Here is a 21,851-nt window from a genome sequence, read left to right as displayed (position 1 = left end):
GTCTCGCCTCCTATTCCATTTCAAGCTGTGTGGGTTGCCCAACACCCGCAAATCTACGTGGTACAACCTGCGGTCGGGTTAACCTCGTGAATGCAAGTTATTGGAAAAAATTGGAACAAAAGTTCCAAAAATTGAACCGGACGGAACCCTGAGAATGCAGCCTTCCCCCACCCATCGCGCCAGTTTTTCGATCGGCAGCGAGATCGCCGCCAGGCGCATTGTCGACGTCCTCACCGAAATGTTCTTCGAGGACGATGCGGCGGTCGCCGCCTTCGAGCAGCCGAACGGACAGTGGGACGTCGCGCTGCATTTCGCGAACGCGCCGGACCGGGCGTGGCTGCGCGAACTCGTTGCAACCTCAGCAGGAAATGAGATCGCGGACACGCTGGCCTTCGACACCGTCGAAGCCAGGGACTGGGTCAAATCGAGCCTGGAAGATCTCGTCCCGGTGCCGGCCGGGCGCTTCGTCGTCCACGGCAGCCATGACCGCGACCGCGTGGCGCCAAACAAGCTCGCCATCGAAATCGAGGCGGCTCTCGCCTTCGGCACCGGCCATCACGGCACCACACGCGGCTGTTTACTCCTGCTTGACCATGTCCTGAAAAGCACCCGGCCCGGCCGCGTGCTCGACCTCGGCACCGGGACCGGCGTGCTCGGGATAGCGGCGGCGAAGGCGCTGCATCGCGCGGTGCTGGCCTCCGACATCGACCCGGCCTCGGTCAAGGTGGCAGCCGAGAACGCCTTGTTGAACGAAGTCGGTCACCATGTGCGAGTGATCCGCGCCACCGGATTCGCGGCGGCTGATTTCGGGAGATGCAGCCCGTTCGACCTGGTGCTGGCCAACATCCTGGCCAATCCGTTACGGCAATTGGCGGGCCCGTTGACGCGGCACCTCGCGACCGGAGGGCGCGTCATCCTCTCGGGCCTGTTGACGCCCCAAGTCCCCGCCGTGATCGCCGCCTACCGCGCGCGCGGCCTAGTGCCTCTGAAGCACTTGCGGATCGAGGGGTGGAGCAGCCTGTTGCTGCGGAAGATGTGGTGAGTACGGGTGCTGCTGTAGATGCCGCTACTTTGCCGCCTTCTCGTCCGGGCGCATCGCGCGCTCGGCCCGCGAGGCGCGCCTCGCGCGGCGTTCGGCGAAACGGTCGATCATCTGGTTGATGAGGCCGCGCGGTTTCTTCGGTGTTGCCGCAGCCGGGGCGCGGCGCACCGGCGGCGTAATCTTCTCAAACGTGAACGCTGGCATCGAGTGTCCCCTCGTCATTGAGATGAACAACTTGCTCGAATTTCCCTGTTATCCGGACGAAGCGCAACTGCCGCATCCTGTACTCCACTCAATTCGAATGGAACTTGTTCAAGCACAGTCCATGCCAGATACGACCTCAAATGCGTCTACATTGCGGACTGATCCGCATGATCCTAAAGTGATCCACCATGTTCGAAGCGCACTTCCAGACATTCGAGGAGCCCGAGGCGGGCGTCGCATTGACGGCCCGGTTGGCCGCGCTCCGTGAAGAACTCGCCCGCCGCAAGCTGACCGGTTTCGTGATTCCACGCGCCGACCAGCAGCAGAATGAGTATGTGCCGCCGTCGGAAGAGCGTCTGGCCTGGCTGACCGGTTTTACCGGCTCGGCGGGACTGGCGGTGGTGCTGACGCACGAGGCCGCGGTGTTCGTCGATGGCCGCTACACGATCCAGGCGGCCAAGCAGGTCGATTCAAGGGCTTGGGCCGTGGAATCTCTGATCGATCCCCCGCCGGAAAGCTGGATGTCGGCACACCTGAAGGCCGGCGACCGCCTAGGATTTGATCCGTGGCTGCACACTTTTGCGGCAGCCGAGCGTTTGTCCGCCGCCTGCACCAAGGCCGGTGCCGAGCTGGTCGCCGTCGACAGCAATCCGGTCGATGCGATCTGGCAAGACCGGCCACAGCCGCCGATTGCGCCGGTCACGGTGCACGGGACGCAACATGCCGGCGTGACTGAAGCCGAGAAGCTGACACAGATCAGGAGCGAGATCGGCAAGCTCGGCGTCGATGCGTTGGTGCTGTCCGACAGCCATGCCGTGGCCTGGACCTTCAACATCCGCGGCGCCGACGTCGCGCATACGCCGCTGCCACTGTCCTATGCGCTGGTGCCGAAGGACGGCCGTCCCACCATCTTCATCGATCACCGCAAGCTCTCCAATCTGACCCGCGACCATCTCGAGCAGTCCGCCGACGTGCGCGAGCCCGATGCGATGGCGCCGACGCTGATGGCGCTCGCCAAGAGCGGTGGATCGATCGCGCTCGACAATGCGACCGCGGCCGATGCCCTCAGCCGGCTGATCACGGGTGCCGGTGGCAAGCCGGTGCGCGGCAGCGATCCGATCGCACTGCTCAAGGCGGTCAAGAACACGACCGAGATCAAGGGCACGCAAACGGCGCACCGGCGCGACGCGGTGGCGCTGGCGCGCTTCCTCGCCTTCATCGATCGCGAGGCGGCAAGCGGCAAGCTCACCGAGATCGACGCGGTCGAGGCGCTGGAGACGTTCCGCCGCGACACCGGCGCGCTCAAGGACGTGTCATTCCCGACCATATCGGGCACCGGCCCGAATGGCGCCATCGTACACTACCGCGTCACCCGCAAGAGCAACCGGCGGATCGTGCCGGGCGATCTGCTGCTGATCGATTCAGGTGCGCAATACGAAGACGGCACCACCGACGTCACCCGCACCATGGCCGTGGGCGAGCCGACCGACGAGATGCGCGACCGCTTCACGCGTGTGCTGCGCGGCCACATCGCAATCGCCCGCGCGATCTTTCCCGACGGCGCGACCGGCGCGCAACTCGACACACTGGCACGGCAATATCTCTGGGCCGCCGGCGTCGATTTCGAGCATGGTACCGGCCACGGCGTCGGCAGCTATCTCTCGGTGCACGAAGGACCGGCACGGATATCGAAGCTCGGCACCACGCCGCTGAAGCGAGGCATGATCCTGTCCAACGAGCCCGGCTACTACAAGACCGACGGCTTCGGCATCCGCATCGAGAACCTCGAACTGGTGGTCGCAGCCGACATCAAGGGCGCTGAGAAATCGATGAACGCGTTCGAGACGCTGACCCTGGCACCGATCGACCGCCGGCTGATCGATGTCGGCATGCTCAGCAAGGACGAGCTCGACTGGCTCAACGCCTATCACGCGCGCGTCAGGGCCGAGGTGCGGCCGGCCCTGGATGAGACGACGAAGGCGTGGCTGGACCAGGCCACGGCGGAGCTGAAGGCGTAAGCGCGTCGTCGCGACGTCGCATGGCACTACGTGTTTTGTGCAAGGCTGTCTCACCACCACAGCTGTCATGCTCCGCGAAGGCGGGGCATCCAGTACGCCGCGGCCTCTCGATTCAATCACTGCTGCCTCTGGAATACTGGATTCCCCGCCTCCGCGGGGAATGACACCTGTCACGCGGCACGAGCAACGCGCCCAATTCATCATCATCATCGCGCCGCCATTATCACCGTCCCGGAATCCGTATAGCCGCATTCCAAAACGCCGATATCCGTCTTGCGCGAGAGCGCTACAGTCCGATTCGAATTTCTCTGAGACGGTCAGGCATGCACGGCATGTTAAGCAAGCCGCCGGAAACGGCGAAAAACATCGCGACCTCGCGCGTGGTGTTGCTGCTGCTCGTCGTCATGACTGGCATCGCGCCGATCTCGCTTTACATGCTGGTTCCGGCGCTGCCGGTGCTGGCGACGACCTTTGGCAGCGACATCTCGGTCGCGCAGATGACGGTGTCGCTGTACATGGTCGGCATCGCGCTATCGCAACTCATCATGGGCCCGCTGTCGGACCGTTTCGGGCGGCGCCCGGTGCTGCTTGGAGGCCTGGCGCTGATGGTCGTCGCCAGCGTCGCCTGCATCTTCGCGGAAACCCTGCCGCAGCTGATCGCCGCGCGCTTCTTCCAGGCGCTGGGCGGCGCCGCCGGCATGGTGGTGAGCCGCGCCATCATCCGCGACATCTACGAGCGCGATCGCGTCGCCTCGATGATCAGCCTCGTGGTCGCGGCGCTGATGATCGGGCAGATGGTCTCACCGCTCACCGGCGGCCTGATCGAGACAGCATTCGGCTGGCGCGCGATCTTCTACGCCATCACCGTCGCCGCGATCATCGTCGCCGTCGGCATCGCATTCGCGCTGCCCGAGACGCGCCGAGACCGCGCCGCCGGCAGCGGCTTTCGCGGCGATGTCGGCATCCTGATCCGCAACCGCGCCTTCGTCGGCTACGTGATGTGCCAGGTGCTGGCCTCGCAGATCATCTTCACCTTCGCCGGCGGCGGCCCCTATATCGTGGTGACGCAGATGGGCAGGACCAGCGCCGAATACGGCGCGTGGTTCGCGACGACGGGTTTTGCCTATCTCGTCGGCAATCTGCTCTGCGTGCGCTTCGCGCCGCGGCACTCGCTGGAGAAGTTGATCTGGTTCGGCCTCGCGCTCCAGCTTTGCGGCAGCCTGTTGAACCTGCTGTGGAGTTTCACCGGCTGGAACGAGGCACCCGCCTGGCTGTTCGGCACGCAGATGATCGTGATGGTCGGCAATGCCTTCGTGATGGCGAACTCGGCCGCCGGCGCCATCAGCGTCCGTCCCGAGGCCGCCGGCACCGCATCAGGTGCGATGGGCTTTCTCCAGCAGGGCATCGGCGCGCTGATGTCGCAATTCGGCGCCTATCTCGGCGGCCATTCCGCGACCACGCTGCCGCTCACCGCCGCAGTGCTGGCGATCTCCCTGCTGTGCGCCTGCACGATGATCTTCGTCGTCCCCCGCCGCGAGGTCATGGTGAGCGAGACGCTGATCGAGCAGGCGGAAGAGGAAGAGAGCGGGATGATGTGAGGGATGGCACGCCGCGTCCTCCGTCATTGCGAGCGAAGCGAAGCAATCCAGACTGCGACCCGCGGGAAGATTCTGGATTGCTTCGCTTCGCTCGCAATGACGAAAGAAGCCCTCACTCCCCGATCAGCTGCAGCCACTCGTCCTCGGTCAGTACCTTGACGCCATGCTTGTTGGCTTCCGCGAGCTTCGAACCCGCGCCGGGGCCGGCGACGACGAGATCGGTTTTCTTGGACACCGAGCCGGACACTTTTGCGCCTAGCCGCTCAGCGGTGGCCTTGGCCTCGTCGCGCGTCATCTTCTCCAGCGAGCCCGTGAACACCACGGTCTTGCCGGCGACGGCGGAGTTACTCTTCGGCTTCTCGGCGTCGATGATCTCGACCTCCCTGGTGAGCCGCTCGACGATGCCGCGATTGTGGCTCTCGCCGAAATAATCGGCGATGCTCTTGATCACGGTCTCGCCTATCTGGTCGAGCGCATCCATCTCGGCCATCGCCTCCTCGTCTCCCTTGGCAACCTTGAGGCTGGCTTCGTGGAAGGCGTCCCAGGAGCCGTAGCCGCGTGCCAGCGCCAGCCCCGTGGTCTCGCCGATATGGCGCATGCCGAGCGCGTAGATAAAGCGCTCCAGTGCAATCTTCCGACGGCTCTCGATCGCGCTGAACAGATTGCGCACCGAGGTTGCGCCGTAACCCTCGATGTCCTCGAGCTTGAGTTTTGCGTTGCGCTTTTCCAGCGTGAAGATGTCGGCTGGCTCCTTCACAAAACCCTCGTCGAAGAAGTACTGCAGCTGCTTCTCGCCAAGACCGTCGATGTCGAAGGCGCGGCGCGACACGAACAGCTTCAAATGCTCGATCTTCTGGTAGGGGCAGGCGAACTCGCCGGTGCAGCGAGCGCGTGAGCCCTCTTCGCCCGCCGCCGTCTCCTCGCGCGTGACATCGGTGTGCAATGGGCACGGGCACTTCTTCGGAAACTGGAATTCCCTGGCAGCCTTCGGCCGCTTATCGAGGACGACGTCGACCACCTGCGGGATGACGTCGCCGGCGCGCTGGATCACGACGGTGTCGCCGATCCTGATGTCGCGGCCCTCGCGCAGCACCTCGCCCTTGTTGCCGATGCCCTTGATGTAGTCCTCGTTGTGCAGCGTGACGTTCTGCACGATCACGCCGCCGACGCCGACCGGCTCGAGCTTGCCCACCGGCGTGAACGAGCCGGTGCGGCCGACCTGGATCTCGATGTCGCGCAACACCGTCATGGCGCGCTCGGCCGGGAATTTGTGCGCGATTGCCCAGCGCGGCGTGCGCGAGACGAAGCCGAGCCGTTCCTGCCAGTCGATGCGGTCGACCTTGTAGACGACGCCGTCGATGTCGTAGTCGAGCTTTGCGCGCTGCTCCTCGATCGCATGATGAAACGCCAGCAGCTCCTCGACGGAGTGACAGAGCTTCGTCAGCGGGTTGGTCTTGAAGCCGCAGCGCTCGAACCAACCGATCATGCCGCTCTGCGTGCCCTCCGGCATCGCGCTCATCTCGCCCCAGGCATAGGCGAAGAAGCCGAGGGGGCGCGAGGCCGTGATGGTCGGATCCTTCTGCCGGAGCGAGCCCGCGGCCGAGTTGCGCGGATTGGCGAAGATGGTGCTGCCTTCCGCCTTCTGCCGCTCGTTGAGCGCGAGGAAGGCCTTTTTGGTCATGTAGACCTCGCCGCGCACCTCGCAGATATCGGGCACGTTGCGGCCCTTCAGCTTTTGCGGCACGTCTTCGAGCGTGCGGATATTGGCAGTGACGTCCTCGCCTACCGCGCCGTCGCCGCGAGTCGCCGCCGTCACGAGTTCGCCGCCCTCATAGCGCAGCGACATCGAGAGGCCGTCGATCTTCGGCTCGGCGGAGAAATCGATCTTGTCGTCGTCGAGCTTCAGGAAGCGCACGATGCGGCCGACGAAGTCGCGCAGATCCTCTTCCGCAAAGGCGTTGTCGAGCGACAGCATGGGGACGGAATGCCGCACCTTCTTGAAGCGGCCTGACGGTGCAGCACCGACTTTCTGCGACGGCGAGTCCGCGCTGACGAATTCCGGAAAGCGCTTCTCGATCGTGTTGAAGCGCTGGCGCAGCGCGTCATACGCGGCATCGGTGACGGTGGGCGCGTCGTCCTGGTAATAGCGCTCGTTGTGCCCCTCGATCTCGAGCGCGAGCCGCATGTGCTCGACCTTGGCCTGCGCCTTGGTGAGGTCGGCGACGTCGCGAAGCGGTGCTGGTTTCGATTTTGCTGCTCTGGCCATGGTGCTTGGATACGATGGAGCGGGCGGGAGGGTAAAGGCGGTTACAGTTTCGTACCCCGGACATAACGTTTAGGGCCCCGGCGCTTGCGCGCGTCCGGGACACGAAATCAAGCCGTCGCCGCCTTGAGCAAACGGTCCGCGGCAGCCCTCGCCTCGGCGGTGATCTCGGCGCCGGCGAGCATCCGCGCGATCTCCTCGCGGCGGTGGTCGGCGGCGAGTGCATTGACGCGGGTGGCGACGCGCTTGCCCTTGTCCAGCGCGTCCTTGGAGATCAGCAGATGCTGGTCGGCACGGGCGGCGACCTGCGGGGCGTGGGTTACGGCCATCACCTGAACCTTGCCGGCGAGCCGCGCCAGCCGTCCGCCGATCGCGTCCGCGACCGCGCCGCCGACACCGGTGTCGATCTCGTCGAACACCAAGGTCGGCGCCGAGCCGCGGTCGGACAGCACGACCTTCAGCGCCAGCAGGAAACGCGACAGCTCGCCGCCGGAGGCGACCTTCATCATCGGCCCCGGCTTGGTGCCCGGGTTGGTCTGCACCCAGAACTCGACGCGGTCGAAGCCTTGCGGGCCTGGAGCTGCCTCGTCGGTCTGGACCTGGGTCATGAACTTGGCGCGTTCGAGCTTGAGCGGCGCGAGCTCGGCATTGACGGCCTTGTTGAGCTTCTCCGCCGATTTCTGCCGCGCCATCGACAGCTTCTTGGCGGCCGCCGCATAGCGCGCATCGGCCTCGATCGCAGCCTGCTCCAGCTTCTTCAGCCGGGAGGCGCCGGCATCGATCAGAACGACGTCGGCGGCGTATTTTGCAGCAAGCGCGGCGAGCCCGTCGACCGGCGTCGAATATTTGCGCGACGCGGCGCGCAACGCGAACAAGCGCTCCTCGATGCGTTCGAGCTCCGAGGGATCAAAATCGGTTGCCGCAAGCGCCGCCTGGAGATGCTGGTCGGCCTCCTCCAGCGCGTTGATCGCGATGTCGATCGCCCTCACCGCGGGTTCGACCAGCGCCGGCGAGTTGACGCCGCGACGCTCCAGCCGGCGCACGGCCGCCGACAGCGAGGCGACCGGCGAATGGTGGCCACCGACCGCCTCCTGCGCCTCGCGCAGGTCGGAGGCGATCTTCTCGCCCTGCATCATGGTCGTGCGCCTCGAAGCCAGCGAGGTCTCCTCGCCGTCCTTGGGCGCGAGCTGCTTCAATTCGTCGGAGGCGTGGCGGAGGTAATCGGCTTCGCGCGCAGCGCGCTCCATGCCGGCGCGATGCTCCTCCAGCGCAGTGTTGGCGGTGCGGCGGGCGTCCCAGAGCGCTTCGACCGCCGAAACGTCCTTTTCGAGACCGGCGAAGGCGTCGAGCAGGCGGCGGTGGGTGGCGGCATCGACCAGCGCGCGCTCGTCGTGCTGGCCGTGGATCTCGACCAGGGCAGCCCCGACCGCCTTCAGCGTCTGCACGCTGATCGCCTGGTCGTTGATGAAGGCGCGGGTGCGGCCGTCGGCGAGCTGGACCCGGCGGAGAATCATCTCGCCGGTATCGTCCAGCCCGTTCTCCGCGAGGATTTTGGCCGCGGGATGGTTTTTTGGGATATCGAATACGGCAGTGACCTGCCCCTGCTCCGCCCCATGGCGCACGAGGCCGGCATCGCCGCGGCCGCCGAGCGCCAACGCAAAGGCATCGAGCAGGATGGATTTGCCCGCACCGGTCTCGCCGGTCAAAACCGCGAGGCCCGGCGCGAATTCGATATCGAGCCGTTCGATCAGGACGATGTCACGGATCGACAGACGCGCCAGCATGGAACTCTATTTCCTAGCCGAGACCCATCTTCTTGAAGGTCTTGCTAATCCAGGACCCCTGATTCTCGCTCGGTTCGAGACCACCCGATTTTACAAGATTATAGGCGTCCTTGTACCAGCGACTGTCAGGAAAATTATGCCCGAGCACGGCGGCGGCCGTCTGAGCCTCGCCGACGATCCCGATCGCCATATAGGCCTCGGTCAGGCGGTACAGCGCCTCTTCGACATGGCGGGTGGTCTGGTACTGCGTCACCACGGCCTTGTAGCGGTTGATCGCCGCCGTGTAATCGCGCTTCTGCGCGTAATAGCGGCCAACGTTCATTTCCTTGCCGGCGAGTTGGTCGCGCGCACCTTCGATCTTGGCCTTGGCCGAGGTCGCGTATTCGGAGGTCGGATATTTGCGCACCACCTCTTCCAGCGAGGCGATCGCCTTCTCGGTGCGGGTCTGGTCGCGGCTGATGTCCGGAATCTGGTCGTAATGCGAGGCGGCGATCAGATATTGCGCGTAGGCCGCATCCGGGCTGCCGGGATGCAGCGTGACGTAGCGGGTGGCCGCGCCGATGCAATTGTCATAGTCGCCGCCCTGGTAGGACGCGTAGGCCGACATCAGCAACGATTTGCGGGCCCAGTCGGAATAAGGATGCTGGCGGTCGACCTCTTCGAACTTCTTGTTCGCCGCCTTCATGTCCTTCTTCTCGTTCATGAGGTACAGGCCCTCATTGTAGATCTTGTCGGCGGGCTCCTCGACGAAGGTGTCGTCCTTGGCGGTGAACTTGTCCCACAGCGCGCCGGTACCGCAGCCGGCCAGCGGCAGCGCGAGCACGAAGAGGGCGACAACCTGAATCAGCCCACGGGCACGAGACGAGACTTCTCGGGACGAGACTTCTCGAGACGGGACTTGGAGATATCCGCGCGTCATACGCTGTGCCGACATGAATATTGCCCTGACGCCCTGTGGTGCGGTGTCCGCCAGCCCATGAACCCCGTCCTGGGCGCGAAATATAGCTGTGGTGCCGTGCGACCACGCCGGTGTAACCGAAAAACGATCTTCAACCAACCGGATAGGCAGGCATTCCGCCCGGATTAAGGCGAACGCGCCGCAATCCTAGCCGATCATCGTTACCAGGAGTTTCCCGGGGAAAGCCGCCGCCAAACGCCTGCGGCGACGGGTCTCTTCAGGCCCGTCTCTCCTTTAGGAAATGTCCGCTTCCAGGAAAGGTCTCGCTTCAGGAAACGTCCGGCCCGTAGACCGCGGCGATCCGGCCGCCGACGATGCCGCGACCGGTTTCAGCCACCGGACGCGTGGTACGGCGGGCTGCCTCGCCCTCGACCACCCGCCACGCTGTACGGTCGGCGAGCAGCGCGGTCAGGACGGCGTGGTTGAGCTTGTGGCCGCCACGCACCGAGCGGTAGGCACCAAGCAGCGGCAGACCAGCCAGCGCGAGGTCGCCAATCACGTCCAGCACCTTGTGGCGGGCGCATTCGTCGGCGTAGCGCAGGCCTTCGGTGTTGAGCAGCCGCTCCTCGTCGAACACGACGGTGTTGTCGAACGAGGCGCCGAGCGCATACCCCGCGCTCCAGAGCCGTGCGACGTCGCACATCAGACCGAAAGTCCGGGCCCGACCGACTTCGCGGCGGAAACGCTCCGGGTTGAGGTCGAAGGCGTAGCTCTGCTGGCCGATGACGGGATTGGTGAAGTCGATCTCGACCTCGGCGCGGAACCCGTCGGCATAGGGCCTGATCTCGCCGAAGGAGTCGCCGATCTTGACCGAGATCGGCTTCAAAACCTGGATGAAGCGGCGCTGTGCCGGCTGGGTCACGATGCCGGCCTGGTCGATCGCCGCGACGAAGGCCGCCGCGCTGCCGTCCATGATCGGCACTTCCGGCCCGTCGATCTCGATGATGGCGTTGTCGACGCCCATGCCCCGCAGCGCAGCAAGCACATGCTCGGCGGTGGAAACCAGCGGGCCGTTGCGATCTCCGAGGACGGTGGCGAAATCGGTCGCAATCACCTGCTCGGCGGTGGCCTGAACTTCGCGGTCACTTCCCTCAAGCCCGGTACGGATAAAAACAAAGCCCGCGTCGACAGGCGCGGGTCCAAGCGTGAGCGTGACGGGAAGACCGGAATGAACGCCGACGCCTGCCACACTGGCTTGCGCACGAAGCGTTGTTTGCCGGCTAAATTTCATCAGGAACCGCCCCACTACGACCACTGCGACTTATACTGAACCCGACTGAGCGGCCCAGACCGCTCGCTTCCGAATCCGTATCCCCAAGTCACGGCAAACCATAGTCACTGCCTCAAACAGCGCCAACTCACGCTTTTTTACCGATTGTTACCCCAAACCCGCCGTATTCGCGCCAAGGCTTAACCAAATTGGACCGGAGTTCGGGACCGTTTTCGGTAGTTTTACTGAACCATCGAATATGTAATTAATTATTTAAAATCAGTTGCTTGGCGACGCAACCCGGATACGCACGGGGCAAAAGAAAAGGTCCCGGCAAGCTTCCCGCCGGGACCCTTTTTTGTCTGCCTTATTGTAACAATCCTCAGGTCGCCTGCCGCCGCAGGAAGGCCGGGATATCAAGATGGTCGTCTCCCTGTGGCGCCGGGGCAACAGGCGCGGGACGGCCGTGCATGTCCAGGCCCTGCGGCGCGGGACGACGGGCATACTCCGACACCGGCTCGGTGGAAGCGATTTGCTGCGCCACGGTCTTCTGAGGCCGGCGATCGGGCAGCGGCGGCATCGCGGGACCGGCGGTGCGGGCCGCGATCGGCGCCTCGCTCTCCTCGTCACGACGGCCGAGGCCGACATTGGCGAGGCGCTGTAGCAGCGACAGCCGGGTCTTCTGCGGGGTCTCCTCCTCGACCTCGCCGCGGGCCTGGCGAAGCTCGGCCTGGGCGGGCATCGGAAGTTCCTCGATCCGCGGCATCCGCGGTGTGCGGACCGGCGCACGCTCGGCCTGCGGCGGGATGAAGGTTTCCGGCGTCATCGGCTCATGCATGGCCATCGGCGCCTGCTCGGGCTCGGGGAACAGCGTGGGCTTCTGCGCGATCGGCCGCACTGTGACGTCGCCATAGGTCTGCATCGGCGCGGGAGCCTGCGGGACGTCCGCAACGGCGGCGGCGATGGCGGCAAGCGCAGCGCGCTCCACGTTCGGACGCGGAGCCGTGGGAGCGGCGGCAAATTGGCCCGTTCCTGCGGCCGGGGTCTGCCCTTCGAACTTCTGGGCGCGCTCGGCCATGCGCTGATTGTCGGCGCGCAGCCGTGCGGTCAAATCGGCAAGACGGCTCTCGGCAGCCGCGGCCGGAGCAGCGGGAGCCTGCTGCGCCTGCGGAGCAGGATTCGCCACGGGAGCGCTGGTGGCCTGGCTGTTACGCGCGATCGCGGCCTGCTCGATGCCGGTGGCGACGACCGAGACGCGGATCAGGCCGTCGAGGGCTTCGTCGAAGGTGGCGCCGACGATGATGTTGGCGTCCTGGTCGACTTCCTCGCGGATGCGGGTCGCAGCTTCGTCGACCTCGAACAGCGTGAGATCCTTGCCGCCGGTGATGGAGATCAGGAGGCCCTTGGCGCCCTTCATCGAGCTATCGTCGATCAGCGGGTTGGCGATCGCGGCTTCGGCGGCGGTCAGCGCGCGCTTGTCGCCGGAGGCTTCGCCCGTGCCCATCATCGCCTTGCCCATCTCGCGCATGACGGCGCGAACGTCGGCGAAGTCGAGATTGATCAGGCCTTCCTTGACCATCAGGTCGGTGATGCAGGCAACGCCCGAATAGAGCACCTGGTCGGCCATCGCGAAAGCGTCGGCGAAGGTGGTCTTCTCGTTGGCGACCCGGAACAGGTTCTGGTTCGGGATGATCAGCAGCGTATCGACGACCTTGTGCAACTCGTTGATACCGGCTTCCGCGGTGCGCATGCGGCGGCCGCCTTCGAAGTGGAAGGGCTTGGTCACGACGCCGACGGTGAGGATGCCCATCTCGCGCGCGATCTTGGCGATCACGGGAGCCGCACCGGTGCCGGTGCCGCCGCCCATGCCTGCGGTGACGAACACCATGTTGGCGCCCGAGAGATGGTCGCGGAGTTCGTCCATCACTTCTTCGGCTGCGGCCGCGCCGACGACCGGCTGCGAACCTGCGCCCAACCCTTGCGTGGCGGCCGTGCCCATCTGCACGATGCGCTGCGCCTTCGACATCGTCAGCGCCTGCGCGTCGGTGTTGGCGACCACGAAATCGACGCCCTGGAGGCCCGCCGTGATCATGTTGTTGACGGCGTTACCACCGGCGCCGCCGACGCCGAACACGGTGATGCGGGGCTTCAGTTCGTGAATATCAGGAACATTGATGCTGATGGTCATGTTTGCCTCTCGATCACGCGCGCGTGGGTTCGCCCCGGCCGGCGGCCGCGGGAGTTGGTGAAAATCGAATATTGCGGGAAGGAGTCATCAGAAGCCCTCGCGTAGCCATCGTCCGACCTTTCCGAAATACCCGCCGGTCCCCGTCCTGACCTGCTGCCGCGTATGCCGCGGTTCGACATGTTCGTGATGAACATATTGCGGGTAGACGAGCAGTCCGGCCGGCACCGCGAAGGCGGCGTTCTTCGCCTCGTTGGGCAGCCGGCCGAAACCGAGCGGACGTCCGACCCGCACGGGCCGGCCGAGAATCTGCGTTCCGAGCTCGACCAGACCGGTGAGCTGCGACGCCCCGCCCGAGAGCACGACACGGCCGTTGGGCTCCGAGGCGAAGGGCGAATCCTTCAGCTTGTCCCGAACCATTTCGAAGACTTCCTCGGCACGATGCTTGACGATGTTGGCGATGGTAGCGCGGGAGACGATCTGCGGCAGATCCTGCTCGTCACCGGCTGTCGGTACAGACATCAGCTCACGCGAGTCCGATCCGCCGGTGATGACGGTCCCGTATAACGTCTTGATTCGCTCGGCATCGGCAATGGTCGCGGAGAGTCCGCGCGCCAGATCCATCGTGATGTGTTGCCCGCCGACCGCAAAACCGGCGGCATGCACGAAGCGACCGCCGGATAAGACCGCGATCGTGGTGGTGCCCGCGCCCATCTCGACCACGGCAGCGCCGAGATCGGCCTCGTCGTCGGTCAGCACCGACAGGCCAGCCACATAGGGGCTTGCTGCCATGGCTTCGACGTTGATGTGGCAGCGTTCGACCGCCAGCATCAGGTTCCGCGCCACCGTGGCGTCGCAGGTGACGACGTTCATGTCGATGCCGAACTGATGCGCGACCATGCCGCGCGGGTCGCGGATCCCTTTGACGCCGTCAAGCGTGTAGCCGACCGGCAGCGCGTGCAGCACGGTGCGGCCTTCGCCGGTGGCGTGGCGCATGCCGGTGGAGGTGACGCGGCTGACATCGGCCGGTGTCACGGCGCCGCCCCGGATGTCGGCCGCAGCTTCGACCAGCTGACCGGAGAGCCGGCCGCCGGAGACCGACAGCAGCACGGACTCGACCCGCACCTTGGCCATTTTCTCCGCAAGCCCGACGGCCTGTCGTACCGCCTGCTCGCATTCGCCGAGATCAATCACGGCGCCGGCCTTCATGCCGCGGGACTGGATCTGGCTGTAGCCGATCAGCTCCACCGCATGGGTCCGGTCGCGCAGGGCTTCGCTCGGCGCCGACGGCTTCAGCCGCGCGATCATGCAGGCGATCTTGCTGGTGCCGATGTCGAGGCAGGCGACGAGGCCGCCGCGCTTGTGCGGCATCGGGCGTGTCTTCGGTGTCTGGGTGCGATCAAGACCGGTCATGCAGCGTCCCCGGCCTTTTTCTTCTTCTTGTCCTTGAACAAATCGTCGCGCGCCTTGGCAGCGTCCTCGGACAGCTGCACCACCAGCCGATCGGGCAGGCGCAGGTCGACCGCGACGATGTCGCGGGAGAACAGCCGGTCCTCCTTGTCGAGCCTGGACAGCATCGCAAGCGCGTTACCGACGTCCTGCTCGGGCAGGCGGATGTCGAGGCCATCCTTGAGCCTCAGGTTCCAGCGCCGCTCCCCGACGAAGATCGCGGCCTTGGTGATGGAATTGACCTGCGGATAGCGCGCCAGCAAAGCGAGGAAATCGCGGGCCTGCGTATCGGCGCCCTTACCGACCACGAGCGGCAGCGACAGGAACCGGCGCGAGACATAGGGTTCGAGCACGGCGCCGTCGTCGGCGATGACGGAGAGCCGGCCGGCCTCCTGCCACAGCGCGAACGCCTTGCGCTCGGTGAGCTCGATCATGAGCTGGCCCGGATAGAGCTTCAGCACGGTCGCGTCCGCGATCCAGGGATTGGCCTTGAGCTTGTCGCGCACGGCGTCGGCGTCGAGGAACAGCAGCGAGGATCGGCCGCTGACGCCGCCGATCGCGAGGATCTCGTCCTGGCTGAGCTGCTTGCGGCCGTTGATCACGACGGAGGTGATGCGGAAGCCGGCGGAATTGGCCAGCGCGTTGCGGGTGTCGTTGACCGCCGTGATGAAATCCTGGAGATGGCCGCCCTTGACGACACCGAAGCCGCAGCTTCCGATCAGGAGCAGCACCGTCATGCTGATCCCGACCCGGCGCGGCAGATAGCGCTCGACCAGCGCGACCAACCGCGGCGTCGGCTCGCGCTCGATGATGGCTTTGGCCCGGGCTTTGGTTTTAATCTTTTCGTTGGCCGCAGCACGCGCGCCGTGAACTCGTTCCAGACGCTTGTCCTGCACCCACTCGCGCAGAAGCACGACCGCTCCAATAGCGGCCGCCTTCAGGTCAGCTTGGGGCCTCAGCGATCTGAAAAGCGACCGAGTGAGGCTTCCTGCTCCATCCATTGCACGAGCTCGTCAACAGTTTGCCCGCGACATCGCGCGGGTCCTGGCGAACATGACGTCTCGGACTTGCCGGGCCGGGTGCTGGTCTTCAGCAGAAGAAAACCTCTCCCCTTCAGAGCGTTCGCTGGGAGTGACAACACCCGCAACGGTCCACGCGCCGGCAGCCAAAGCGTCATATGCGCCGCCAGCGTTAACCTTCGGACGTCCTGGTAAACAAAAGGTAAAGTTCGTTAACGACGTGAGCGTTTTGCCCAGGCCTGTGAGGCATTTATGCCGCAATATCCGGCATTTTACCGGTTTTGGGTTCCAAAACCGGCCGTTTCGCCAGTTCGGCCGTTAACCAGTCCTAATTATTTTCGGACACCGGCCACGGCGAGCTCGACCAGGCCGCGCAGGAACTCGACGAACGCGATGCCCTCGGCCTTCAGCGCCTTGGGGTAGAGCGAGGACTTGGTCAGGCCGGGCAGCGTGTTGGTTTCGAGATAGACCAGCCCCTTGTCCGAGACGATGAAGTCCGAACGCGAATAGCCGGTACAGGACATCGCCCGGTGCGCCAGCATCGCCTGCTGCTTCAGTGCGGCGGTGATCTCCGCCGTGAAGCGGCCTGGACAGATCTCCTCGGTCGACTTCAAAAGATATTTCGCCGCGTAGTCGAAACTGCCCTCGCCCGGGATGATCTCGATCGGCGGCAGCGAGATGATCGAGCCATCCGGCCGCTCCAGTACGCCGCAGGTCGCCTCAACGCCGGCGATGTAGGGCTCGATCACGTACTCTTCGTGCTTGGCCGCATTGCGGACGGCGACCAGATCCTGCTTGGCGTTGACGAAGATCAGACCGTAGCTCGAGCCATCCCTGGCGGGCTTTGCGATCAGCCGGCCGTATTCGGCGAAGGCCTCGTCGATCTGGTCCAGCGCAATGTTGGCCGGCGGCGTCACGCCGCCGAGCGCGGCGAAATGCTTGGCCGCGAACTTGTCGAACGCGAGGTGCGAGGAGGCCGAGCCCGATCCGGTGAACGGCACGCCGCGCGCCTCGCACATCACCTGCAATTCGCCGTTCTCGGCGCGCCCGCCGTGCAGGCCGAGCACCAGCACCCGGTTCTCCGCCCTGGCCTGGTCGAGCGCCTGCTCCAACGGAATGCCTGACGTGCCCGGCTTGAACTCGTCCTCGAACGGGCGGGCATGTTCGAGCAGCTGTCTGGACTGCACGACATGCACCTTGTCCTCGACGTCCCACCACCAGAGATCGGCCTCGGGCAGCGCCTGATGCAGCGCCTGGGCTGAGGCGACCGAAACCAGACGTTCGCGGTTGGAGCCGCCGAAGAGGATGGTGATGCGCATGTTCTCTCGTCGCTTGTCCAAATTAGCCGGGAATTCCGATCCGCTTGATTTCCCAGTGTAGCTCAATTCCGGAATTCGTCCTCACCCGTTCACGAACGGTCTCGCCCAGCATCTCGATGTCGTGCGCGGTGGCATTGCCCGTGTTGATCAGGAAATTGCAGTGCATCTCGGAGACCTCTGCACCGCCGACGCGCAGGCCGCGGCAGCCGGCGGCATCGACCAGCTTCCAGGCGGAATGGCCGGGCGGGTTCTTGAAGGTCGAGCCGCCGGTCTTTTCGCGGATCGGCTGCGCGGTCTCGCGATGGGTCTGCACTTCCGCCATGCGCGCGCGGATTGCGTCGGCATCCCTGATCTCGCCACGGAAACGCGCGGAGGTGAAGATGATCGAGGGATCGACGCCGCTGTTTCGGTAGACGAACTTCATGTCGGCATTGGAGAAGACGTGCTTCTTGCCGTCGCGCCCGACGCCTCGCGCCTCGATCAACACGTCCCTGGTCTCGCCGCCGTTGGCGCCCGCGTTCATGCGCAGCGCGCCGCCGATCGTGCCGGGAATGCCGAAGTAGAATTCGAGCCCGCCGATGTTCGCGCCCGCGGCGACTTCCGCTACGCGCTTGTCGAGCGCGGCCGCGCCCGCGGTGACGACATCGCCGCTCGCGCTCGCCTCGCCAAAAGCGCGCGGCGCCAGACGAACCACCACGCCCGCAATGCCGCCGTCGCGCACGATCAGGTTGGAGCCGACACCGACGACATAGACGGGAATGTCGCTTGCGAGATGCGCGAGGAAATAAGCGAGATCGTCCTCGTCCGCCGGCGTGAACAACACCTGCGCGGGACCACCGACACGAAACCAGGTGAGCTCGGCGAGCGACTGGTTCGCCAGCAGCCGGCCGCGAAGATCCGGCATCGCGGCTTTGAGGTCGGGTGTGATGTCGGGGAAGCTCACTGCCCTACCCCAGCGCCTTCAATTCATCCGGCAAGGCATACGCCCATTGCGTGATGTTGCCGGCGCCCAGGCACACGACGAGATCGCCCGACTTCGCCACGCCCTTGACGATGCCGGCGAGATCGGACGCCGCCGGCAGCGGGATCACTTCGCGGTGGCCGTGGGCGCGCAGGCCGGCGGCGAAATGGTCGCGGTCGATACCCTCGATCGGCGTCTCGCCCGCGGCATAGACCTCGGCGACGATCACCGCATCCGCGTCGTTGAAACAGGTGCAGAATTCCTCGAACAGCGACTGCAGGCGGGTATAGCGATGCGGCTGCACGACCGCGACGATCTTGCCGTTGGTGGATTCCCGCGCCGCCTTCAGCACCGCCGCGATCTCGACCGGATGATGGCCGTAATCGTCGATGACGGTAAGGCCGTTCCACTCGCCGGTCTTGGTGAAGCGGCGCTTGACACCGCCGAAGCCGGCGATCGCCTTGCGGATTGCCTCGTCCGACACGCCGAGCTCGCGCGCGACCGCAATCGCGGCCGTCGCGTTGGAGGCATTGTGGCGTCCCGGCATCGGCAGCATGAGATCGGAGATCTCGTGCACGGCGCCCGTCTTGCGATCGCGGAACGCAACCTTGAACTTCGATCCGCCGCCCATCGGGGCCAGGTCGACGAAGCGCACATCGGCCTGCGGATTCTCGCCATAGGTGATGATGCGCCGATCCTCGATCTTGCCGACAAGAGTCTGCACCACGGGATGATCGATGCACATCACGGCGAAGCCATAGAACGGCAGGTTCTCGACGAAGTTTCGGAACGCGTCTTGCACCGCCTCGAAGGTCTTGAAGTGATCGAGATGCTCGGGATCGACATTGGTGACGATCGCGACTTCGGTCGGCAGCTTCAGGAACGTGCCGTCGCTCTCGTCGGCTTCGACCACCATCCAGTCACCCGCACCGAGACGCGCATTCGAGCCATAGGCGTTGATGATGCCCCCGTTGATGACGGTGGGATCGAGGCCGCCGGCGTCGAGCAGCGTCGCGACCATCGTAGTCGTGGTGGTCTTGCCGTGGGTGCCGGCGATGGCGACGCAGCTCTTCAGCCGCATCAGCTCGGCCAGCATCTCGGCGCGGCGCACCACCGGGATACGCCGTTCGCGCGCCGCCGTCAGTTCCGGATTGTCACGCTTGATCGCGGTGGAGACCACGACGACGTCGGCACCGTCGACGTTCTCCGCCTTGTGGCCGACCGAGACCTTCGCGCCGTTCTTGCGCAGACGGTCGAGATTGTAATTGTCGGAGGCGTCCGAGCCCTGCACGGAATAGCCGAGATTGAGCAGCACCTCGGCGATGCCGCTCATGCCGATCCCGCCGATCCCGACGAAGTGGATGGGTCCGATCTCGCGCGGCAGTCTCATGGCGTATCCCGCAGTTCCCTCGTCATGCCCGGGCTTGTCCCGGGCATCCACGAATCCTTACCACTTCTTGCAAGACGTGGATGGCCGGGACAAGCCCGGCCATGACGGCAAAAGTAGGAATTCTGGCTGATTTCGCGTCAGATTCCCGCGATTTTGGCCACCAGATCGGCCAGCCGCTCCGCTGCGTCGAGCCGGCCGGCGCCACGGGCGGCCTGCGCCATGGCGGCAAGACGCGCGGGCTCGGCGGCGAAGGCGGAAATCTCGGCGGCGAGGCGATCGGAGGAAAACTCGGTTTGCGGAATGCGGATCGCACCGTCGACCTTGGCCAGCACGCCGGCATTGGCGAACTGGTCCTGGTCGATCGCACCCGGCAGCGGCACCAGGATCGAGGGCCGCCCGATCGCGGCGAGCTCGGCCACGGTGCCGGCGCCTGAGCGCGACACCACCAGATGGTTGGAGGCGAGCCGCGCCGGCAGATCGGTGAAAAACGGCGCAAGCTCGGCCTTGATCTTCAGCCTGTCGTAGACCGCACGCACGCGCGCCATGTCCTCGTCGCGCACCTGCTGGGTAAGGACGAGCCGGCTCCACAGCGCGGGCTCGAGGCGCTCGATAGCGCCCGGCACGATGTCGGCCATGATGCGTGCGCCCTGGCTGCCCCCGACGACGAGCAGGCGCAGCGGGCCGTTCACTTCAGGCGCAGCATATGGCACGCCGGCTGCGGCGAGGATCGCCGGCCGCATCGGCGTGCCGACCGTCGTGGTCTTGCCTGATAGCGCCGGATCACGGTCGAGCACGCCGGGCAACGACGTCGCGATGGCGCGGACGCGGCTCGACAGGAACCGGTTGGCGCGGCCAAGCACGGCATTGGCGTCATGGATGATGCCGGGCACGCCCGCGAATTTTGCCGCGACCAGCGGCGGCAGCGTCGGATAGCCACCGAAGCCGACGACAGCGACCGGCTTCAATCGCTTGATCAGGCTGTAGGCGGACAACGTGCCGGCCGCGAGCGTCAGGCCGGCATAGGCCAGCTGCAGCGGATTGCGTCCACGCGCAGTCTCGCTCGAGACGACGTCGATCATGTCCTTGGTGAACAGGCCGCTGTAGCGCAGCGCGCGCTCGTCCGTGACAAGGCGGACGCGGAAGCCGCGCCGGATCAACTCGACGCCGAGCGCCTCGGCCGGAAACAGATGGCCGCCGGTGCCGCCCGCGGCGAGAAGAATCAAGGGGGAGGTGTCCATGGTGGGGAGTTTTACAGTGTCTCCCCCGTCATTGCGAGCTTCGCTCGCAATGACGAAAAACTACGCGTAGCTGCGCATCGCCTCGGCGTGGCCGCTCGCCTCGACTTCGGTGCGCGGGCGCAGCCGCGTCAGCGCCAGCATCATGCCGACACCGTAGGCCAGCGACACGATCGAGGAGCCGCCATAGGAGATGAAGGGCAGCGTCATGCCCTTGGCAGGGATGAGCTGGAGATTGACCGACATGTTGATCGCGGCCTGCACGCCGAACAGGATCGCAAGGCCCGACGCCGCAAAGCGCGAGAACATGTCCTCGTTGGCATAGGCACGCGACAGCGTGCGGATCACGACGAAAGCAAACAGTGCCAGCATCGCGAGGCACAGGATGATGCCGAACTCTTCGGCGGCAACCGCGAACACGAAGTCGGTGTGGCTGTCCGGCAGGCTGCGCTTGGCAATGCCTTCGCCCGGTCCGAGCCCGAACCAGCCGCCATTGTAGAAGGCCTCCATGGCGGTATCGACCTGGAAGGTGTCACCAGAGGCCGGATTCATGAAGCGCTTGATGCGGCCGGCGACGTGCGGAACAAAAAGATAGGCGCTGAACAGTCCGGCGGCGCCGAGGCCGGCGAGCCCGAACACCCAGATCATCCGCATGCCCGCGATGAAGAACAACGAGCCCCACACCATCAGGATCAGCATGGTCTGGCCGAAGTCGGGCTCCATGACGAGAAGCGAGACCAGCATCAGGAGCAGCGCGAGCGCCATCGAGGTCGCCGGCATCTCCGGCCGCTTGGTCGATTCCGCGAACAGCCAGGCGGCGATGACCACGAACGACGGCTTTGCGATTTCGGAGGCCTGGATGTTGACGCCGAGCAGCGTGATCCAGCGCCGCGAGCCCTTCACCTCAGGACCGATCGCGAGCGTCAGCACGATCAGGACGATGCTGGCCGCGAAGATGATCAGCGCCGAGCGACGGATCGCCCGCGGCGACAGAAAGGACACCCCGAGCAGCACCAGGCCGGACGGCGCCAGGAACATCACGTGGCGGCTGAAGAAATGGAAGGGATCGAGCCCGATGCGGGTCGCAACCGGCGGGCTCGCTGCCAGCGACAGGATCACGCCGGTCAGCATCAGCGCCAGGATGGCTCCCATCAGCGGCTTGTCGACGGTCCACCACCACTCGGAAAAGGGGGTGCGTTCTTCACGGGAGAGCATG

Annotated in this window: 16 protein-coding genes; 3 read left to right on the top strand and 13 right to left on the bottom strand. The window is 65.3% G+C overall.

What is annotated here, in order from left to right:
- Window positions 1-154: 154 nt before the first annotated feature.
- The gene (locus tag IVB48_RS19320) at window positions 155-1,042 is read left to right on the top strand and encodes a 50S ribosomal protein L11 methyltransferase (protein ID WP_247401877.1); all 888 of its coding nucleotides are present in this window, start codon (window positions 155-157) and stop codon (window positions 1,040-1,042) included.
- 24 nt (window positions 1,043-1,066) lie between these two features.
- Here the strand turns inward: IVB48_RS19320 and IVB48_RS19315 are convergent, their stop codons facing one another.
- The gene (locus IVB48_RS19315) at window positions 1,067-1,246 is read right to left on the bottom strand and encodes a hypothetical protein (RefSeq protein ID WP_027570714.1); all 180 of its coding nucleotides are present in this window, start codon (window positions 1,244-1,246) and stop codon (window positions 1,067-1,069) included.
- A 188-nt stretch (window positions 1,247-1,434) separates the two neighbouring features.
- On the opposite strand from IVB48_RS19315, the gene IVB48_RS19310 reads away from it, so the two are divergent.
- Together IVB48_RS19310 and IVB48_RS19305 are read left to right on the top strand one after the other, a co-directional pair.
- Complete coding sequence (locus IVB48_RS19310; RefSeq protein WP_247401874.1) at window positions 1,435-3,264, top strand: aminopeptidase P family protein; 1,830 nt, start codon at window positions 1,435-1,437, stop codon at window positions 3,262-3,264.
- A gap of 323 nt (window positions 3,265-3,587) precedes the next feature.
- Entirely contained in the window at window positions 3,588-4,862 is a 1,275-nt protein-coding gene (locus IVB48_RS19305) for a multidrug effflux MFS transporter (RefSeq protein ID WP_247401871.1), read from the top strand.
- A gap of 112 nt (window positions 4,863-4,974) precedes the next feature.
- Here the strand turns inward: IVB48_RS19305 and ligA are convergent, their stop codons facing one another.
- From ligA to ftsW, 12 genes are all read right to left on the bottom strand, one after another.
- Window positions 4,975-7,128, bottom strand: a complete 2,154-nt coding sequence (gene ligA, locus IVB48_RS19300) for an NAD-dependent DNA ligase LigA (RefSeq protein ID WP_247401869.1) — start codon at window positions 7,126-7,128, stop codon at window positions 4,975-4,977.
- Window positions 7,129-7,235: 107 nt separating this feature from the next.
- Window positions 7,236-8,909, bottom strand: a complete 1,674-nt coding sequence (gene recN, locus IVB48_RS19295; RefSeq protein WP_247401867.1) for a DNA repair protein RecN — start codon at window positions 8,907-8,909, stop codon at window positions 7,236-7,238.
- Between the two features lie 13 nt (window positions 8,910-8,922).
- Window positions 8,923-9,843: an outer membrane protein assembly factor BamD gene (locus tag IVB48_RS19290; RefSeq protein WP_027570709.1), complete on the bottom strand. Its 921-nt coding sequence runs from the start codon at window positions 9,841-9,843 to the stop codon at window positions 8,923-8,925.
- Between the two features lie 292 nt (window positions 9,844-10,135).
- Window positions 10,136-11,098: a UDP-3-O-acyl-N-acetylglucosamine deacetylase gene (lpxC, locus tag IVB48_RS19285; RefSeq protein ID WP_026232696.1), complete on the bottom strand. Its 963-nt coding sequence runs from the start codon at window positions 11,096-11,098 to the stop codon at window positions 10,136-10,138.
- Between the two features lie 361 nt (window positions 11,099-11,459).
- Window positions 11,460-13,265 carry a cell division protein FtsZ gene (ftsZ, locus tag IVB48_RS19280; protein ID WP_027570708.1) on the bottom strand — a complete coding sequence of 602 codons (1,806 nt, stop codon included), beginning with the start codon at window positions 13,263-13,265 and terminating at the stop codon, window positions 11,460-11,462.
- An 87-nt stretch (window positions 13,266-13,352) separates the two neighbouring features.
- On the bottom strand, window positions 13,353-14,675 hold the full coding sequence (gene ftsA / locus IVB48_RS19275; protein ID WP_247401865.1) for a cell division protein FtsA: 1,323 nt from the start codon (window positions 14,673-14,675) through the stop codon (window positions 13,353-13,355).
- Window positions 14,672-15,712, bottom strand: a complete 1,041-nt coding sequence (locus IVB48_RS19270; protein ID WP_247401863.1) for a cell division protein FtsQ/DivIB — start codon at window positions 15,710-15,712, stop codon at window positions 14,672-14,674. Before IVB48_RS19270 ends, ftsA begins: the two co-directional genes overlap by 4 nt.
- A 350-nt stretch (window positions 15,713-16,062) precedes the next feature.
- On the bottom strand, window positions 16,063-17,049 hold the full coding sequence (locus IVB48_RS19265; RefSeq protein WP_247401861.1) for a D-alanine--D-alanine ligase: 987 nt from the start codon (window positions 17,047-17,049) through the stop codon (window positions 16,063-16,065).
- A 22-nt stretch (window positions 17,050-17,071) separates the two neighbouring features.
- Entirely contained in the window at window positions 17,072-17,992 is a 921-nt protein-coding gene (murB, locus tag IVB48_RS19260) for a UDP-N-acetylmuramate dehydrogenase (protein WP_247401859.1), read from the bottom strand.
- Window positions 17,993-17,996: 4 nt separating this feature from the next.
- Window positions 17,997-19,400, bottom strand: a complete 1,404-nt coding sequence (murC, locus tag IVB48_RS19255; protein ID WP_247401857.1) for a UDP-N-acetylmuramate--L-alanine ligase — start codon at window positions 19,398-19,400, stop codon at window positions 17,997-17,999.
- 137 nt (window positions 19,401-19,537) lie between these two features.
- The gene (gene murG, locus IVB48_RS19250; protein ID WP_247401855.1) at window positions 19,538-20,638 is read right to left on the bottom strand and encodes an undecaprenyldiphospho-muramoylpentapeptide beta-N-acetylglucosaminyltransferase; all 1,101 of its coding nucleotides are present in this window, start codon (window positions 20,636-20,638) and stop codon (window positions 19,538-19,540) included.
- Window positions 20,639-20,698: 60 nt separating this feature from the next.
- A complete protein-coding gene (gene ftsW, locus IVB48_RS19245; RefSeq protein ID WP_027570702.1) occupies window positions 20,699-21,850 on the bottom strand; it encodes a putative lipid II flippase FtsW in 1,152 nt (383 codons plus the stop codon).
- Window position 21,851: the final 1 nt, after the last annotated feature.

The sequence above is a fragment of the Bradyrhizobium sp. 76 genome (assembly GCF_023073025.1).
GTDB lineage: Bacteria > Pseudomonadota > Alphaproteobacteria > Rhizobiales > Xanthobacteraceae > Bradyrhizobium.
The sequence above is the reverse complement of the archived record's forward strand: the minus strand, read 5'-3'. Positions and strand labels throughout refer to the sequence as shown.

Coding starts and splice junctions, on each gene's coding strand:
- IVB48_RS19320 (WP_247401877.1), top strand. CDS start 155: ATGCAGCCTTCCCCCACCCATCGCGCCAGTTTTTCGATCGGCAGCGAG.
- IVB48_RS19315 (WP_027570714.1), bottom strand. CDS start 1,246: ATGCCAGCGTTCACGTTTGAGAAGATTACGCCGCCGGTGCGCCGCGCC.
- IVB48_RS19310 (WP_247401874.1), top strand. CDS start 1,435: ATGTTCGAAGCGCACTTCCAGACATTCGAGGAGCCCGAGGCGGGCGTC.
- IVB48_RS19305 (WP_247401871.1), top strand. CDS start 3,588: ATGCACGGCATGTTAAGCAAGCCGCCGGAAACGGCGAAAAACATCGCG.
- ligA (WP_247401869.1), bottom strand. CDS start 7,128: ATGGCCAGAGCAGCAAAATCGAAACCAGCACCGCTTCGCGACGTCGCC.
- recN (WP_247401867.1), bottom strand. CDS start 8,909: ATGCTGGCGCGTCTGTCGATCCGTGACATCGTCCTGATCGAACGGCTC.
- IVB48_RS19290 (WP_027570709.1), bottom strand. CDS start 9,843: ATGTCGGCACAGCGTATGACGCGCGGATATCTCCAAGTCCCGTCTCGA.
- lpxC (WP_026232696.1), bottom strand. CDS start 11,098: ATGAAATTTAGCCGGCAAACAACGCTTCGTGCGCAAGCCAGTGTGGCA.
- ftsZ (WP_027570708.1), bottom strand. CDS start 13,265: ATGACCATCAGCATCAATGTTCCTGATATTCACGAACTGAAGCCCCGC.
- ftsA (WP_247401865.1), bottom strand. CDS start 14,675: ATGACCGGTCTTGATCGCACCCAGACACCGAAGACACGCCCGATGCCG.
- IVB48_RS19270 (WP_247401863.1), bottom strand. CDS start 15,712: ATGGATGGAGCAGGAAGCCTCACTCGGTCGCTTTTCAGATCGCTGAGG.
- IVB48_RS19265 (WP_247401861.1), bottom strand. CDS start 17,049: ATGCGCATCACCATCCTCTTCGGCGGCTCCAACCGCGAACGTCTGGTT.
- murC (WP_247401857.1), bottom strand. CDS start 19,400: ATGAGACTGCCGCGCGAGATCGGACCCATCCACTTCGTCGGGATCGGC.
- murG (WP_247401855.1), bottom strand. CDS start 20,638: ATGGACACCTCCCCCTTGATTCTTCTCGCCGCGGGCGGCACCGGCGGC.
- ftsW (WP_027570702.1), bottom strand. CDS start 21,850: ATGCTCTCCCGTGAAGAACGCACCCCCTTTTCCGAGTGGTGGTGGACC.